Annotated in this window: 11 protein-coding genes and 1 tRNA gene; 3 read left to right on the plus strand and 9 right to left on the minus strand. The window is 37.0% G+C overall.

All coding sequences use genetic code 11. From position 1 onward, the window contains the following. Positions 1-125 precede the first annotated feature (125 nt). Entirely contained in the window at positions 126-3,086 is a 2,961-nt protein-coding gene (locus tag BUB08_RS02975) for a triple tyrosine motif-containing protein (RefSeq protein ID WP_083570536.1), read from the plus strand. 461 nt (positions 3,087-3,547) lie between these two features. Here the strand turns inward: BUB08_RS02975 and BUB08_RS02980 are convergent, their stop codons facing one another. The 7 genes from BUB08_RS02980 to BUB08_RS03010 form a co-directional block, all read right to left on the minus strand. Further along, positions 3,548-4,771, minus strand: coding sequence for a site-specific integrase (locus tag BUB08_RS02980; RefSeq protein WP_175549929.1), 1,224 nt, complete (start codon positions 4,769-4,771; stop codon positions 3,548-3,550). Between the two features lie 268 nt (positions 4,772-5,039). Then, positions 5,040-5,113 (minus strand) — tRNA-Asn (locus BUB08_RS02985). Between the two features lie 155 nt (positions 5,114-5,268). Further along, positions 5,269-6,495 carry a site-specific integrase gene (locus tag BUB08_RS02990; RefSeq protein ID WP_175549930.1) on the minus strand — a complete coding sequence of 409 codons (1,227 nt, stop codon included), beginning with the start codon at positions 6,493-6,495 and terminating at the stop codon, positions 5,269-5,271. Positions 6,496-6,936: 441 nt separating this feature from the next. Beyond that, on the minus strand, positions 6,937-8,187 hold the full coding sequence (locus BUB08_RS02995) for a RagB/SusD family nutrient uptake outer membrane protein (RefSeq protein ID WP_072998724.1): 1,251 nt from the start codon (positions 8,185-8,187) through the stop codon (positions 6,937-6,939). Between the two features lie 12 nt (positions 8,188-8,199). Next, a complete protein-coding gene (locus tag BUB08_RS03000; protein ID WP_083570537.1) occupies positions 8,200-11,517 on the minus strand; it encodes a SusC/RagA family TonB-linked outer membrane protein in 3,318 nt (1,105 codons plus the stop codon). A gap of 104 nt (positions 11,518-11,621) precedes the next feature. Beyond that, positions 11,622-12,536, minus strand: a complete 915-nt coding sequence (locus BUB08_RS03005; RefSeq protein WP_072998726.1) for a dihydrodipicolinate synthase family protein — start codon at positions 12,534-12,536, stop codon at positions 11,622-11,624. 10 nt (positions 12,537-12,546) lie between these two features. Then, positions 12,547-13,254, minus strand: coding sequence for a FadR/GntR family transcriptional regulator (locus BUB08_RS03010; RefSeq protein WP_072998728.1), 708 nt, complete (start codon positions 13,252-13,254; stop codon positions 12,547-12,549). 436 nt (positions 13,255-13,690) lie between these two features. Here BUB08_RS03010 and BUB08_RS03015 point away from each other — a divergent pair, with 436 nt between their 5' ends. Next, positions 13,691-14,260: a transposase family protein gene (locus BUB08_RS03015; protein WP_072998730.1), complete on the plus strand. Its 570-nt coding sequence runs from the start codon at positions 13,691-13,693 to the stop codon at positions 14,258-14,260. Next, positions 14,230-15,327 carry a transposase gene (locus BUB08_RS03020; protein ID WP_072998731.1) on the plus strand — a complete coding sequence of 366 codons (1,098 nt, stop codon included), beginning with the start codon at positions 14,230-14,232 and terminating at the stop codon, positions 15,325-15,327. Before BUB08_RS03015 ends, BUB08_RS03020 begins: the two co-directional genes overlap by 31 nt. Here the strand turns inward: BUB08_RS03020 and BUB08_RS03025 are convergent. After that, entirely contained in the window at positions 15,319-15,648 is a 330-nt protein-coding gene (locus BUB08_RS03025; RefSeq protein ID WP_072998733.1) for a hypothetical protein, read from the minus strand. The two genes, BUB08_RS03020 and BUB08_RS03025, sit on opposite strands and share 9 nt — an antisense overlap. A 121-nt stretch (positions 15,649-15,769) precedes the next feature. Continuing rightward, positions 15,770-18,214, minus strand: a complete 2,445-nt coding sequence (locus BUB08_RS03030; protein ID WP_072998735.1) for a TonB-dependent receptor — start codon at positions 18,212-18,214, stop codon at positions 15,770-15,772. Between the last annotated feature and the right edge of the window lie 170 nt (positions 18,215-18,384).

Below are 18,384 nucleotides of genomic sequence, written 5' to 3' on the forward strand. Positions count from 1 at the left end.
CAACCACTTAAAACCTCACAACACCATCCAACACTACTTCACATCAATATTTTAACTACTTTTACATTGGTTTTCACAATTGACAAAAATAACAACAATAGATATTGTAAGAAGTACAGTTATTTATGAAAAAAGGTACATTTATCTATTCATTAATCTCCTCTTTATTCTGCTTATCATTCTTTATTTCTGCTACCGCACAAATCGACATAAAGAATACAGGTTTACCATTTATCACACACTATACTCGTCACGATTATAAAGCAGGTGCTCAAACCTGGTCAATTGCCCAGGATGAAAGAGGTGTTATGTATTTTGGGAATAATAGTGGTTTGATGGAATACGATGGAGAATCATGGAATCTAATTCCAATGCCTAACGATTCTTATGTACGCTCAGTTTTTAAAAGTAGTGATGGGAAAATTTACGCAGGAGCTTACAATCAATTTGGTTTTATTAGTGCTGACGAAAAAGGAAATACAATTTTTCAATCAGTATCGGATAATTTGCCTTCAGCATATAGTGACTTTGGAGAAACATGGGGAATTTTTGAAATGCCCTGGGGAATTGTTTTTCACTCTTTCTCCTCGGTATTTACTTACTACGGAGAACTAAAACCTTTGGTAACCAACCAATCGTTAAACTTTGCACACAAAGCCAATGATCGACTCTTTATTGGGCATAACAAACAGGGCTTAATGGAAATTACCCCCCGTGGTCTTTCTTTAGTGCCCGGAGGTGAATTGTTTAAAAGTAAATCTATCTCTTCCATACTGGAGTTAACAGAAGGCAAACTCTTAATATGTACATCGTTTAACGGTTGCTATTTATATGACGGAACTAGCTTCAGGCAATGGGAAACACCCATTTCTGAGTTGGGCAGAAAAAACCAAATATACAGAGGTATATCATTACGAAACGGATATTTTGCTTTCACCACCATTAAAGATGGGATTTACTTTTTTGATCATAACGGTAACATAAAACTACATTTAAACAGAGATTATGGTCTACAAAATAATTCAGCCATAAGCATATTTGTCGACAATTCTGAAAACCTATGGGTGGGTTTAGATAATGGTATCGACTATCTAAACATAAACTCTGCGGTAACCAATATTTTCCCGGTTAATAATATCGGAACGGGTTATGTTTCACTAAAAAAGGATGAACATATCTATTTTGGTTCCAACCAGGCACTATATCACTATAACTGGGAAGAAGAGAACATTGAAGCATCACTAAATCCGAATAAAGTAAATGGTATTGATGGGCAAATATGGAATATTCAAGAATTTAATGGACATATTCTGTGTGGTGCACATAATGGGACTTACGAATTAATTGGAAAAGATGCCTATCCTGTAAGCAACGTATTGGGTGGTTGGAAATTCCTACCAACATCAGGTAACAACGATTACCTGATTGGAGGCACGTATACGGGATTAATTCTGATTAAACATACCCCGAGTCAAATACCACATTTCGAATTTATAAAAGAAATTGAAGGTTTCGATTTTTCGTGCCGCGAAATGGAAGTAGATAACAAAGGATACCTGTGGGTAAGCCATGTACAAAAAGGTGTTTATCGCATAGGCTTAAAACCTACAATGGATGGCATTCAAACCATAAATTTTTATAACCGCAAAAATGGATTACCATCCGATTTCAATAATTCTGTATTTAAAATAAAAGGAGCGGTTTTAATTTCAACGGTTGATGGGATTTACCGTTTTAATGCCCGCCGACAGGCTTTTGAGAAGGATGAAAAATTATCGGCTGCTGTAGGGCCTGAGAAGATTGATAAGTTCTACGAAGACAATTACGATAATATTTGGTATTTCACACAGGATAAACTTGGTGTATTGCGAACCAACTTCCAGGGAGAGTTTTATGCTGAGATATTACCTCACAAAGAACTGAAAGGTAACTTTGTGACAAATTATGAGCATGTGTTGCCCTTAAATAATCAGCATTACATAATTAGCACTCAAGATGGTTTTGTACATTTCGACAAGTCCTATTCAAGTTTAGATGAAAATAAATCGGATATTTTGCTTCGTAAATTATCAACTGCCAGTAACGAAGTTCTTTTTGGAGGAAACTTTGTAAACTCGGAGCAACAACTACAAACTCATCAACCCTTTGATCAATTAATAGAAATCCCGAATAAGGATAACAGCCTACGTTTTGAATTCAGTGCCAACTCCTATTCTAATCAGGATAAAATAGAATACTCATACAAACTGGAAGGAAAAGACAAGAACTGGAGTGAATGGAGTGAGAATAGTACCATTGAGTTTCGAAAGCTTTCTCCCGGAAAATTTACACTTCTGGCAAAGTCAAGAAACGGTGCAAATGCCGAATCGGAGCAATTTACCTACACATTCACTATTCTAAAGCCTTACTATTTAAAACCGGCTTTTATTGTATTATATATAGTTGTCTTTGCAGGATTAATCTACCTGGTCGTATTCTTAATGCGACGAAAAATTGAAAAGGAAACAGATATTTTACAGAAAAAGCAAGAAAAGGAATTAAAGGAACAACAAAAGGAACACAACCATGAAAAGTTAATACAAGAACAGGAAATAATACGTTTACGAAATGAGAAACTAAATATTGAGAACGAACGTAACCGCGCCGAACTAGAGAATAAATCAAAGGAACTGGCATCCATTGTTATGCGCATTTCCTACTCCAATGACCTCTTAAACCGAACCCGGGAACAACTAATGAAGGTTGTAAACAAAATGGTTCATACTGAATCGAAACAACAAGTTCAACGACTTGTGAATAGCCTGGAAAAGGAATTAAACCAAGACGATGATTGGAAACAATTTGAAGTTCATTTTGACCAGGTACATGAGAATTTTATTCAACATTTGCGGGAGCAATACACCGAACTCACTCCCAAAGATTTAAAAATGGCTGCCTATTTACGCATGAACATGTCGACTAAAGAAATAGCACAACTATTCAATCTTTCCACCCGTGGAGTGGAAACAAGTCGTTATCGTTTGCGAAAAAAAATGGGCTTAGATAGGGAAGCTAATTTGACTGATTTTTTGTTGGGAGTGAGGTAGATTTCAATTTTTATGGTATAGATATAATGAATAACACCCTGAAAAATTAAACAATTCATAGGCATTTCAGTATTTCTATTTAACTAACCAAAAACAATCGTGTTTTATAAGGTTTAAACCATGATTGTCCGAACATACCGCCACCTAAGTGTAAACAAAAAGAAAGTCAAAGACTTCATGAATCTTGATCTACCTAATTTCACTATATAGTACAATGTATTGTAGTTCACAAAACTCATAAAATACTGAAACTATAAAAAGGCAAGCTAAATACGTGTATTTGTAGCATGAAAAATAAACAAAATACAAGTACCATAAAACGACCGTTTTAGTGAACTACACCACCTTCTGTATTAATTTTAAAAAACAAAACAGCTCTATAAACTATTCATAAGAACCAAACCCAAATTGGAAAAATATCCCTCTTCAGGTTTAGAAAGTATTAACACCAACCTTTCCCCTTAAATCAACACGCCATCCAAATTTTGCAACTTTTTAGAAAGCATCTGCATATCGTTTGAAATTTTGCTATCGGTAATGCGTGCATAAATCTGGGTTGTTCGAATACTGGTATGCCCCAACATTTTACTAACGGTTTCAATTGGCACTCCTTTAGCTAAAGTTATAGTTGTTGCAAAGGTATGGCGTGCCAGATGAAAAGTCAGGTTCTTTTTAATTCCGCACAAATCGGCAATTTCTTTCAAGTATGAGTTTATCCGTTGATTACAATTAACAGGCAATAGCCTTTCATCCTTACGTACAGAATCATACTTTTCTAGTATCATTCGAGGAATATCAAGGAGCAATATTTTCGATTGAACATTTGTTTTCTGACGCTTTTTATCAATCCAAAGCTTTCCATCAAAAGAATTCCTAATATCTTCTTTCCTCAAGTTTCGAACATCAACATATGCCAAACCTGTAAAACACGAAAAGACAAAAATATCTCGCACCAACTCCAGTCGTTTAATGGCAAATTTCTTTCTCATTAACAATTCCAACTCCTCTTCTAAAAGAAAACCTCTATCTGCTTTTTCAAAGCGTATTTTAAAATTGACGAAAGGGTCCGCCTGTAACCATCCGTTATTTTTAGCAAGAGTAATAATGTGTTTAAACTGTTGTAAGTATTTTGCCGTTGTATTTATCCCACAATTATGAATAGAACGAAGATAGGTTTCGAAATAACGTATAAAATTATAATTGATTTCTTTTAGTGCAATATCTTTGATTTTATATTGGTGCATCATAAAATCAGCCAAACGCTGCCTAGTCCGTTTGTATTTCTCAACTCCAGCTTCGGTTATATCCTTCCCTATTCGTTTTTCCAAGTCATCGTTATGGTTCTTAAAAACCACAAGCAACATTTGCGATTTTACGGTTACCCCTAAAAATGCATTACGGATTTTTTCTACAGTCACATGGGTATCCTGCCATTCTATTTCGCGATAATGCCTGATTATTGAAGCCCTAATATTTTCAATGCTTGAATTCAATAGTCTCGCACTTGCAGAATTCCCAACCGCTTTCCCGCTTTTCGTATCCCAGGATTCTGGTTTTATTTTTAGTTTAGAACTAAATTGAGAAATTTGTCCATCAAGGGTAATACGAACCATAATAGTTGTCTCCCCTTTCTTATTAACGTAATTTATTCTCACATAAAATAAAATCTGAAATGTGCTTTTCATAATACCTAAAATTTCGTTACAAAATTAATTTTAACAACTCAAAATCAAGCTATTTACAAAAAGACAATATGCGACAGTTCAGAGACTTACTCGATTAATCGTTACAGTTTTTCAATTACCAAATACTGTAACGTTTTGGTAACGATACTTTGTCTGAATTTGGAATTATTTTGTCGTGATTTGGATAATTTGGGGCAAAAAAAATTGCCTAAGAAGCTGATTTGCTGTTCATTTCTTCTTTTGGCAATTTTTTGTCTTATCTTTAATGCTCCCCAGGTTGGACTTGAACCAACGACCTACGGATTAACAGTCCGCCGCTCTAACCAACTGAGCTACTGGGGAAGATTATACTTCCTTTGTGTAAAACAAAAAAACAAAGCGCTACATGATTGTTCATATAACGCCATTGGGCTCCCCAGGTTGGAGAAGAACCTTCCATCGTAGCACATCAATCCCCAAAATATCAATTTAAATAATCCAAATCCCATGCTTTTCACCTATATGTTTAACATCTTATTTGCCCCCTCCAATTTTTCAGAAAGCTCCTCCATATCATGACTAATCTTGCTATTCGTTATTCTTGCATAAATCTGTGTAGTCTTGATGTTTGAATGCCCAAGCATTTTACTAACTGTTTCTATTGGTACTCCTTTAGACAATGTTACAGTTGTTGCAAAAGTATGACGAGCCAAATGAAAAGTCAGATTTTGCCTAATTCCACATAAATCCGCAATCTCCTTCAAATAGGAGTTCATTTTTTGATTACTCAAAACTGGCAAAACTTTTCCATTCAGGAGTTTCCCCTTATACTTTTCCAAAATCAATTTAGGGATATTTAATAAAAGGATATTGGATTGAATATTTGTTTTTTGCCGCTTTTTCATAATCCAAAGCTTACCATCAAAGGAGCATCTGATATCATTTTCTTTCAAATTCTTGACATCAACATAAGCAAGTCCTGTATAACAGGAAAATAGAAAAACATCTCGGACCTGTTCGATTCTTTTAATGGCAAATCTTTTTTGCATAATCATGTTGAGTTCTTCCTGAGTAAGGTACCCCCTGTCAACTTTCTGTAAACGTATTTTATAATTTACAAAAGGATCTGCACTAATCCATCCATTGTTTTTAGCAAGGATAATTATCCGTTTAAATTGCTGCATAAACTTTGCAGTTGTGTTTATATTACAATTGCAAGTAACCCGTAAATAAGTATCAAATCCTGTAATGAAACTATAATTGATTTCCTTTAAAGCAATGTCACTAAGATTGTACTGGTTCCTCATAAAATCTGCAAGCCGTTTTCTTGTAAGCTCATACCGACCTACCGCAGATTCCGAAATCCCCTTTCCTATCCTTTTCTGCAAATCCTCATTATGTCTCTTAAAAACAACCAAAAGCATTTGTTGTTTTGTTGATATGCCAAGGAAAGCATTCTTAATCTTTTCTGCAGAGACAGACGATTCATGCCTTTCTATTTCCTGGTAATGAAGAAATAGAGTTGCCCGAATATTATCAAGAGCTGTATTAAGTTGATAAACCCGAGCGGATTTACCTATAACTCTGTTTGCTTTAGTATCCCAGATACTAGGGTCAACATTAAACTTGGAACTAAATTGTGCATATTCACCATTTACGGTAATTCGAACCATAATTCCAACTTCTCCGTTCTTGTTTACCTGGTTTTTTCTTGCATAAAATAAAATCTTAAATGTACTCTTCATAATACTTAATTAATTGGTTATAAAACTAATTCAATCAAGCTACCTAAGTAAAGTCAAAAGACGACAGTTCAGAGACTTATGGCACAAATCGTTACTAATCTCCTTCAAATATTTTAGTAACGATTTAGTAACGCTTCTTTGTCTGATAATGTCGTAATAATGTCATTAACATGACCTTATCAAAAGACAATAAAAAATGACGGAACGACAACGTAACTCCCTGTTGAACAGAGCCAATCATCACTATAGCCTTCAATTGTCATGCTAATTCATAATTATTTACCTATTGCGACACCAACACATTAAAAACTGATTTACTGACACTTACAAGTACAACATTAAGTTTACAAAGGATGTCTGATATTCGATTGTCACAAACTTTCTACGAATTGTCCGCAATCTACTGAATATCAAGGAATGGAAAGAATAAAAAAAGAGTTGTCATAAAATGACAACTCTTTTACCGTTTTTGGGTGAACCTGAATAGACAGGAACTCCGGCACGTTGTTTTACTTTATTCAATTCATTGATGGCCTCGTTCACCATATTTGTCGCTGCCAATGCTTCTGCTTTCAACAAAATAATATCAGCATACCGGTAAACAATTAAATCATTATCAAAATACCTGTCATCGTAAACCGTACCCCTAAACTTGTTTTGACTAGTAAGTAATACTTCTCCGTTAGCCATTACCGCATCAATCATTGAAACATTTTTTCTAACATCTGAAGCGTATTCATTAAAAGCATTTTTCAATTCAGGGCTAGGGCCATAAACGTGTCTTGCTGAATTTCGCACTGTAACAGGTAAGTCTTCATAATTTGCGGCACCAGTTACATTTATGCCCCAGGAACTAAGCCTGTCTGCATATAAGTTATCCTTCTCCTGGTATTCAAAGAATAGTGAAAAGATAATTTCATCATTTTTCTTATTATCCGCACTAAAAATATCACCAAAGTCAGGTAATAAACTAAGGCCCGATTGTTCTACTATTGCAATTGCAGAAAGTGCTGCATCAAAGTCGGATTGCCCACCACCAAGAACTTTACCTGTCCACATTTTTACATCGGCTTGTAAAGCATATGCTGCCGGTTTCGACATCCTGTTTTTGTCCACATATCCTTCTTCCGGGAAGAAAGATAGAGCTGTCGTGATTTCGCCATTTATAAAATTAAACACTTCATTTACATCTGCCCTGGCAACAAGTTCAACATCGGCATTTTGTGTTGGTTCTGTTACCAGCGGAACATCGCCCCAAATTTTTGCCATTTGGAAATAGACCATGGCTCGTAAAGCGTGGGATTCTGCCAATATCCTGTTTCTATCAGCTTCGTTTGAGAATTCAATATTATCAATCTCATAAATTAACCTGTTTATATGATAGATAGTATTATAAAAGCCACTCCAGGAAGGCGCGTTAGCCGCACTTAACGATTGTGCCCAAGCCTCAGATACGGGACCAATCTGACCGGGTTCAAAAGAGTCACCACGATCTTCACCATACAAAATTGTATTGGTCCTTGTTCTTATCGCGCTGTAGATTCCTACAAGGTATGCCTCACAATCACCGGGTTCATTCCAGAAACTTGAGGAGGTGATACTCGATATTGGTTTAACATCTAAATATTCGTCGCAGCCAAAATTTAAAAACATTAAGGCCGAAAATAAACTATATAAAATATATTTTTTCATTGTTTGTTAGTTTTAGAAAGTTAGACTTACTCCAAATTTAAACTGTCGGGGACGAGGATAATCTCCTCGCTCACCTCCATCATAGTTTTCTGGTGTCAGGCCATCGTAGGCAGTTAGATATCCAATATTATAAGCCCCAGCTGTTAGAAGAATATTACTCATCTTCATCTTTTTTGCTATTTGTGAAGGTATGCTATACGAAAATGAAAGCTCCCTAAAAGCAAGATAGTCGCCTTTTGAAATATATAATGAATTTGGATAAGAATAAGATGCCGCCGGGCCAACTCCCGAATAAATAGTGCTTCTTACATGGTTTCGTTTACCATTATCCCAGTCGGAGGCAGCACTATATCTGGGTATTGTTGCCTGATCGCCTTGTTCCCACCACATATCGTCGCTTATAACATCGGTAAGGGTCATTACCCGGTTTCTGGCATTACCATTTGCCCGTGCTCGCCATCCATTTGATATTACATGCCCTAAAGCATAGTCCATCACAAAACGGAAGGAAAATCCTTTCCAGTTTACAGTATTCGTAATTCCACCAATTTTATCGGGAGCTCCCCAGCCCATAAAAACCATGTCCCTGTCATCAATAATATCATTTCCATCTACATCTTCCCAGATAGCATCACCTCCAACTTTCTGTTCACCTGCGGGTTTATTCAACCAGTAACCAGATACTTTTGTATCATAAGGAGCCTGAGCGGCATCTTCGTCAGTAGCGTAAACTCCAATCATGTTAAAAGCCCATATGCCTCCGAGGCGCTCACCTTCAGCTAGACCACCAACCATTTTGTAGTCGCCCAATTCTTTATCGTAGATCAAACCTCCGTTAATCCTGTTCTTCTCGTTTCCATTATCCGGCAGGTCAACGACAACTAATCTGTTAAAACTAAAATTTGCAGCAATATCCCAGGTTAATTCTTTTGTTTTTATGGCCTGAACGCCTAACTCAAATTCAACACCCCTGTTCCTAACAGAACCGTAATTTGCCCGAATCGTATTAAAACCTGATTCACGTGGTAAAGGAATAGAGACAAGTCGGTCTTTTGTAATCTTGTTATAGAAGTCTCCGTATAAAGAAATCCGATCGTTTAAAAAACTGGCATCAAAACCAATATCAGTTGAGCTGGTGGTTTCCCATACCAATGAATTGTTGGCGAGAGTAGTATTCAAAATACCCGGGATCCAGGTATAATTATATCCTGACGAGTAGGCTCCCTGTGTATCAGAGATTGAAAGAACATTATTTCCTGACTGGCCCCAACTTGCGCGTAACTTTAACTTGTTTATAGAGGCAACATTCCAAAAATCCTCACTGTGCACATTCCATCCTGTTGTTATGGCCGGAAAAAATCCCCATTTATTGGTTTCAGAGAATTTGGATGATCCATCAATTCTACCACTTATTCCCAGCAAATATTTTTTCTTGTAGTCATAATTTACCCTTCCGAAGAAAGAAACCAAACGGTCATCACTAATCGTAGATGAAACTCTCTCGTCTTCTGTACTTGAAGCATTTAGGGTTGGTATATAGTCAGTTGGCGCATTTTTCCCTGATCCACTCAAAATGAAATAATGATAGTCTGTAAGATTTGCTCCTCCCATAGCATTGATAGAATGGTTTTTGTTGAATGTTTTATCAAGTGTCAGAATAGCATCACCCATATATCTCCTGCCTAAAGAATGACTGGAACTCATATTCCTGTTCTTATCAAATTCATGATAACTTTCGAAATAGTTATAAACCTGCTCATCGTTAAACAACGAACCAGAGGGTTTGAAATGAAGTCCTTTGGTGATTTCCCAATCTAAACCTATCCTAAAAGTTGAACGATATCTTTTTTGTTCATAATCCTCATAATACAATTCATGTAAAATGTTTCTGGGAGAGCCGCCTCCTTCACCAATGGCCGGAGTACCATCAGGATAATACATTCTAACTGAATGTGGCAAACGGGAAGACCTGTTAAGAGTTCCATTATAGCTGGCAGGATCATTATAGTTGGCATATTGGTAGTTAACACCAGCTTCCACCTGAACATTGTCTTTTACGTTGTAGGTGGTATTAATCAAAAAACTCAAACGTTCGTAAAAAGTACCTTTTACGATACCTTCCTGATCTGCATAACCAAGCCCCGTGTAAATACTTGCCTTTTCGTTTCCTGCTGAAAAATTAATGTCGTAATTATTACTGATACCGGTTTGAAACATTACTTCATCATAATTATTGTCTTTAAACAACATTTTTTTTCCGGTAACGGGATCAATCATGGTTTGATACCCTTGATTATCCAGTAAATCACTAACGAGCCCAGGCCCTTCTGCGTTAATCAAATCATCGATAAACTCGAGCGTATGTTTAGCATTCATAAATCCGCCACCGTGCTGATTATTGCTAATATTATTGGTTGAATAAGGATAAGCACCGTCAGACAAACGTTTCGCGGAGTTGACATCATCCAACCCAAGTGCAGCTGCCTTTCTGCTTGCCCAGATATAATCTTCGGCACTTGAAAAAGGATAGGATTTTGCAATTGTTTCAACCTGAGTAGAATACTTGAAGTTAATCTGACCTTTCCCTGATTTCCCTGATTTTGTTGTTATAATTACAATACCATTTGCTCCCCTTGCTCCATAAATGGCAGTAGAAGCTGCATCTTTTAAAACCTGAAGGGTTTCAATATCCTCTGCATTAAGGTCGTTAATGGGTCTTATCACTCCGTCAACGATATACAATGGACCATCTGAATCGGGAGAAGTGGAAGTCCCTCCCCTAATAACAACCTTTGCTGATGCTCCTGGCATTCCATTGGTAACCCGAACATCTACCCCGGCAGCTTTTCCTTGTAATGCATTAATGGGATTTACCTGATTGGACATTCTGATTTCATCGGCTTCAATTTTTGATACGGAACTGGTAACCAATGCCCTTGATTGTGTTCCATATCCAATAGCCACCACTTCTTCAATACCAACTGAAGATAACTTCAAAAAAACATCTAGCTTAGTTCTTCCATCAACACTTATTTCCTGATTTTCGTAACCAATGAACGAAAACACAAGAACTGCGTCAGGACTAACACTCATGGTATAATTTCCATCTACATCGGAAACAGTCCCGTTTGTTGTCCCCTTGACAACAATATTAACTCCCGGCAGAACCTCTCCGGTGCTCTCGGTAACTGAACCTGTAACAGTAATAGTTTGCTGGCCAAATACAATTGCAGGCACAATTAAGAATATTGCACCCACCATCGAAAGTTTAGCTTTTCGCAAATACAATTGCCAAAAGCTTCTTTCCTTTTTTCCGTCTGTTTTTTTCATAAATTTGTAAACTTTTAAGATTAATTCAATTATTTGGATTAGTTTTTTTTAAGGTCCTGCGCTGGTATCGCAGGACCTTTGTCTAACCAAACTAAAGCTATTAATCAGGTATTCCTGATTTCGAAAAACTCTTCACTATTCAGATCATTTATAAGTTGCTCATAACTATCTTCATTAAACTCTGATACTGGTAAACGGAAATTACCACAATCAATTCCAAGTGTTTTCATTAAACGCTTGCCCACCACAATGGCTCCTCCGTATTGATTCAGTATGGTAATAATTTTTACCGACTTCAGTTGTTTTTGCCTTGCAGCTTCTATATTCCCTTTTATAAAATCGCTAATTATATCACTATACAGTGGAGCCATAAAATTGTAAGTACTGCCTACTGCTCCTTTTGCACCAAAGGCAAGGCCTGCAAGCAGTAACTCATCATAACCATGCAGAATATCCCATTTACCACCATCCTGGTTTATACATTGCTGCATTTCCATAAAATTGTTATCGGTAAATTTTATCCCTGCAAAATTAGGTATCTTCCGTGGTGCCTGTTTTATAAACTCACTCATTGAAAGCCTGATCCCAGACACATTGGGAATGTGGTAATAGTAGAATGGTAATTGAGGAGAACCTGCGGCGACTTCGGCACTAAAACCCACCAGTTCTTCAACACGGGCAGGCTGTAAAAATGCCGGTCCCATACAACCAACAGCGTATGCGCCCGCACTTTGGGCATGTTGTGCCAACTCATTGGATTGTTTTGCCGATGTGGTGCCCACATGTACAATGACATTAAAATCATCGCTTTGTTCTGCAATCCACCTTTCAGCAACATTTTTTCGCTCTTCCCCGGTCATCAGCATCCCCTCTCCCGTGGTTCCGCAAATAAAAACACCTTTTAATCCATCATTCTTTAACTTGTTCGCATATGGCGGAATCATGTTCAAATTCACTGAACCATCCCGATTCATGGGTGTAAATGGTGCGGCAATCAGACCTGTAATCTTATTTTGCATTTAATTATTTTTATTTATTGTAGTTGTACAAGAATTCCCAATAAGGTTGTAAGTGTGCTTTTATTGCATTTCGGTATTCATCTTTCTTACCTATTTTAATCAATTGCAACAAATCAGCATGCTCAACAATTCTATCCTGTTCTTTTAATTTTATGTTGATTGGCTGGAAATGACTTTCGTAGTTTTGCTTTGCAAAAACAAAAATCGGGTGCATAATTTCATTAAACTGGAGGATAAAACTGTTCCCTGCGATTTTATAGATCTTGGTATGAAACAGCATCTCATCTTCAACAGACAGGTTATTGATACCAATAGCTTCCTGACGAGATACAATTTGTTCGAGTTCCATTATATCAGCCCCTGTTACATTATTAAAAACAAAGTCAGTTATTCCTGTTTCCAGAGCAATTCTCATGCCCATCATATCCTTTATTGTCCCAATACTTAAAAGATTGGGGTCGAGTACCTTTTTCAATCCATTTAAAAGAGGAGGTTCTGTTACAACAATCCCTCTTTTGGGACGGGTTTGAATTAATCCCAGCATCCTTAGCCGACTCATTGCCTCACGAACAACATTCCGGCTAATCCCCATCATTTCGACAAATTCCATTTCGTTGGGTAGCGAATCGCCTGGGACTAAATTATTTTCTTTAATGAAATTGATAATTTTTTCCTCAACCTGATCAGCTAATGTAATTGCAGTAAAGCCCGTTTTCATATTGGTTAATTATTTCTTATTGGTCATATACTATTTGTAGGACAATTATAACAATTGTTTTTCAAAATCAAAAATATTAGACGAAAAAGTTAAGTAAGAGTCTGATACATCACTGTATATAATGGTTTTAAATAATACTTTCTACTGATTCCTCCTCACTGTCTCTTCTTTATTCTGAACTAACAGTTGACAATATCCTTTATACATGAAAGATTTGTATCACCAGTATATCCATAACCATAATAAAAATACCGGAGACGCTCCTCCGGTATAAAGTGGAAAATCCGCTTAAAGTGGTTCTTCGTCACTTTTGGGGAACGAAATCCTATTAGTGAAATCATTGTTAATTAATTGATAATCTACAAGTAAGGCTACTATTTCTTTCTTCTTTCGGATATCGTTTTTGTATCTATATGTAATTGACAGTCAGTTGCATATGAACATTAAGCACCTTTTTGATATTCCAAAAATCAAAGTCTCAAAAATTGAATTTGAGCCACCTGCAATACACATTTATGCTTCGTTGTCCGGTAGTAGGGCAAAGTGTCCGGAATGTAAAAAATACAGTTCTTCTGTGCATGATCGCTACCAAAGGAGAATAACAGACTTACCTGTATTCCAATATCACTCTGTAATAATTTTTACGGTCCGTAAATTTAAATGTCGTAGTGATAGTTGCCCAAGGAAAGTATTTACTGAGCAAAATGACAATATACTTCCTTATGCCAGAAGAACAGAAAGGGTTACAAGATTACTGTCAGATATTGCAATTGATATGCCGACAGGTTCAGGGCATTTACTATCAGAAAAATTGCAAATAAAAGTTAGTCGCTCCACTCTTACGCGCCTTGCTCATCAGCAAGCACTCCCGGATATAAATACACTAAAAATTGTGGGTGTTGATGATTGGGCTTTCCGAAAAGGTGTTAACTACGGAACGATCTTGGTGGATATGGAAACATCAAAGCCAATGATATGTTACCTACCAGAGATAGTGAGGATTTAAAAGCCTGGTTAAGAAAACACCCGGGCATTGAAATAATTACAAGAGACAGGGCTAGTTCATATTCTACCGCAATAGATTCTATTTGCCCCAATGCAGTCCAGGTAACAGACCGGTTCCATTTGTTAATGAACCTGTCTGATGCTTTAGATACTTTCTTTAAAAGCCTATCTCCGAAGATAAGTAAGCTCATTAAAGATAAAACCTGCGAAATGCTTCGCGAAGCAAAAGCTTTATCCATGCCGAATTCCGCTATTAAAAAGGAGGTTGTAGAGATACCTGCCCCTCCTCCAAAACCAGATTCCACACAGGAGGTTTTCAATATGGTAAAGAAGCTACAAGCCCAGGGCCTATCAAGAAGGAAAATTGGGAGAGAGCTTGGTATTAGCAGAAATACTGTAAAGCTATATTTTCAGCAAGATACCTTAATTCCTAAATCACATTCAAAGCGAACAAATATTGAGATATTCTCAAATTACATCCTATCTAAAATGAAAACAAATGGTTATACAAATATGGAAATCATAAATGATATTCGAAAAATGGGATATTCTGGCGGGAACACCCAGGCCAACCAATATATTTCCTTCCTTAAAGAAACAAATGAAGCAACGGCATTAAATTATGTTGAGCAGCGACGACAACCAATTCCCTATGTCAAACGGTTGAGCTCCAGGAAACTTGCAAAATATATTGGGTATTCTCTCAATCATATTGAGGATGTTGACGACAGAAGTTATATGCAAATACTTTTTGAGAATATGCCCATACTAAAACGAGTTCGCAGGCTCGTTAAGCGGTTCAAAGCAATGTTAAAAATGGGTGAAGGACAGGTTCAGGAATGGATCAAATCAATCGAGGAATCCAAAGACAAACTGCCTGGTTTAAAGACTTTTGCAAGAGGCCTGAAACGTGATATTAAAGCAGTTCAGAATGGAATACAGCTGAAATGGAGCAATGGTCCCGTTGAAGGTCATGTTAACAGGATTAAAAGTATTAAACGACAGATGTACGGGAGGGCAAGCTTTGAACTACTTCGCCGGAAGGTCTTATTGTCCCAGTCAGGATGATTCCCCAAAATTGACGAAGAACCCACTTTCCTCGAAACAATTAATCAAATCTGGTGCCGCCGAGTTCATTCCTTTCCATCCACCGTTAGTGTTTGCAGACACCCAGGGAGCTACCACTGACACATCATTAACACGTGGTAAAAAGATATAGAAAAATTCATTTGAGAACCCGTCAGATTTTCCCTCTTTATATTGAATTTCAAAAATCGACTCAGCATTATTCATATTATTAATAATATCAAGAAACTCTGCATACATTTCCCAACCGATGGCCCCACGGTCTGAATTATTATAAACAAAATTGGTATTATCAGAACGCATTTCACCAATTACCCAGCGCTCTTTATTCCATTCATTTAGACTCTGATAAATTGCTGTTACACCTTATTCAAAATCTCTTTGTGTTGTAAAGAAGATATCAGTAGTAATAGAATCATTTATCTTAGTGCGAACTTCCTTCAAACAAATCGTCGTTAGTCGATTGTTTTTTAGCTTTTGGATTTAACTGGTTAATTCTGTAAGACAGGGTAAGTTTAATGTTCGGGTAAAAGGGTGTAACTGCTGTTTCAGAGTACAGCCCTTGCCCTGTTTGTGTACTTTTAAACTTTGCCGTTTTCATAACATCACGCATAGTTAATGTAGCCGACAGCCTTCTTTTTAAAAATTGTTGACGAAATGAAAGATTGGTATAGAAAAAGGCATCACGGCGTCCCTGTGTACTTACTGATGGTCCAACATAATTACCATCAAACTGTAAACGACTTGTACTCCCCAAAGTAAAAGTATTTGAAAAGCGCGCCTGCCAGTTTAAGCTTTCGTCGTCTATGCCCGGTACTTTATATTCACTCTCGATACGGTAATAAAACAAGTTAGCCGAGGTATTCAGTAACCACCAATCTGATAAATTAAGCAAGGCCATGGCTTCTGCCCCACTCGAGTAATCATTTCCTACGTTTGAGATTGAATCCAGCGTCACATTTGGTCGATAAACCGTTCTGATTCGCTCTATCTTATCTTGTTTTCTGCGGTGAAAAACCTCAAAAGAAATAAAGTCCTGATCGAAATTCTTTTGCCAGCCCAATTCAAATGAATTTACATATTCCGGGCGAACATCAGGGTTACCGGTACGTGCTGTATACGAATCTGCAAAAGTAACGTAAGGCTCCAAAAAGTGAAGTCGCGGACGTACCGTTCTTCTTGAATAGCTTGCTGAAATCTGATGCTCTTTCGGCAATTGGTAAGCAATATGTCCTGATGGGAAAAGGTCAAAACGATTCTCTGTCTGGCTGGCCCATTCTTCTGAGCTTCCCAGGTAACGATAAGTGTACTCCCCTCTTAATCCAAGTTGGTACGAAAAATCATTTACCTGATCGGATAAAATTCCATACAAAGCGTGAATATCTCTTTTAAAACGATAAACACTGTAAAATTCATCACGGAAAATGAAATCTCCTTCCTCCTCATCATAATCTTCCATTCCATAATCGCCATCTTCTATGTAGAGATTAAAAAGATATCCGGTTTCCAATTTACCACGCCCCCCATTTATTGGTCTGATGTAATCTGCACCACCTCGAATGGTTACTCTGAATTCTTCTTCCCATGATCGCTGACCATCTTTTTGTAATCCGGAAAAGCGAGTTAGTTCATTTTCGAAATACTCTAAACTTTCGCCATACTTCCCATACAAATTGGCTGTTAAGGTATGCCCTTCACCGGAGAATGTGCGCTTATAGTTCATGTTACCTGAAATATAATCTTCATTCAGGTCTTTAAAGTCATAGCTTTCATAAATTCCTTCTTCAAAAGGAATTTCATTACCTATTGTTTTATAGGCTTCTTTGTAAATCAAATCACCGCGGTAGCCGCTTCCCTGATCTCCGCCTTCCAATTCAAAATCAAAAGTCGATTTGTCATTAAAAAATCCAAATCCTGCAATGCCTGATGCATTGTAAGTTTTTCCTGTACGATCTCCACTGGATTCGAAACCACTTATAGTATCGTTAATAATGGTTTGTTTAAACTGATCGAAATCTCCTTTTCTGTAATTTCTGAAGTATCGGGCACCTGCTTTCCAATAGAATTTCTCAAGACGGTTGGTCATAACAAAATCGGCTGCATTTGATTCAGCCGTGTTTCCACTAATATTGATAATTCCGTTCCAACCTTTATTGCTGCTCTTTTTAGTAACTACATTTATTATCCCTGCCGTTCCTTCCGCATCGTAACGAGCCGATGGATTGGTAATAATTTCAATGTTTTTAACCTGTCCGGCCGGTATTTGTTCCAGGGCCAAACCACCTTCAAATAAACTTGGTCTTCCGTCGATAAAAACAGTAAAGCTGGCACTTCCACGCAATGTAACATTTCCTTCAACATCAACTGCTACCGATGGCACATTCTCCAGGATATTTACAGCTGTTCCTCCGGCAGCACTGCTATAGCTATCGGCATCGATAATTTTTTTGTCCATTTTGTAAACCATCGCACGTTGTTGGGCCACAACCTCAACCTCATCAATAATTTCCGAAGCAATATCTAATTCAATGGGAGCAACTTTTATTCTGGAGTTAGTACTTGTTATTTCATAATTTTCAGAGGTATATGCAATGTAACCAATAAACTTAACTTCAACATAGTACTTCCCTTCTACAATTTTATCAATTGTAAAGGAACCGTCTTCTTCAGAGATTGCTCCACAAACCAACTTTTTCTCTTCTGCGGCATAGAGTCCAACGTTGGCAAAAGCAATAGCCGTTTTTTCATTGGCATCTATTATCTTACCAAGGATTTTTCCTTTTTTATCATCCGATTCATCGGCCAGGACAAATACAGGAATTATAAGAGCAAATACTACTATTACAAGTGAAGTTATCTGTTTTCTCATTTTGGAAATAGTTGTACAGCAACATAAGACAGGCCAGAATATGGCACAGGTTTAATTGCTTGATTTAGGTTGAAAAAATCGACAAACGAAAATACAATTAATTGTGAAAGAAAAACCTTAAGTAACTTCTCATTCTGATTATGTAATGATTAATACAGATTTATTAATGC

Source organism: Mariniphaga anaerophila (assembly GCF_900129025.1).
Classification (GTDB): Bacteria; Bacteroidota; Bacteroidia; order Bacteroidales; family Prolixibacteraceae; genus Mariniphaga; species Mariniphaga anaerophila.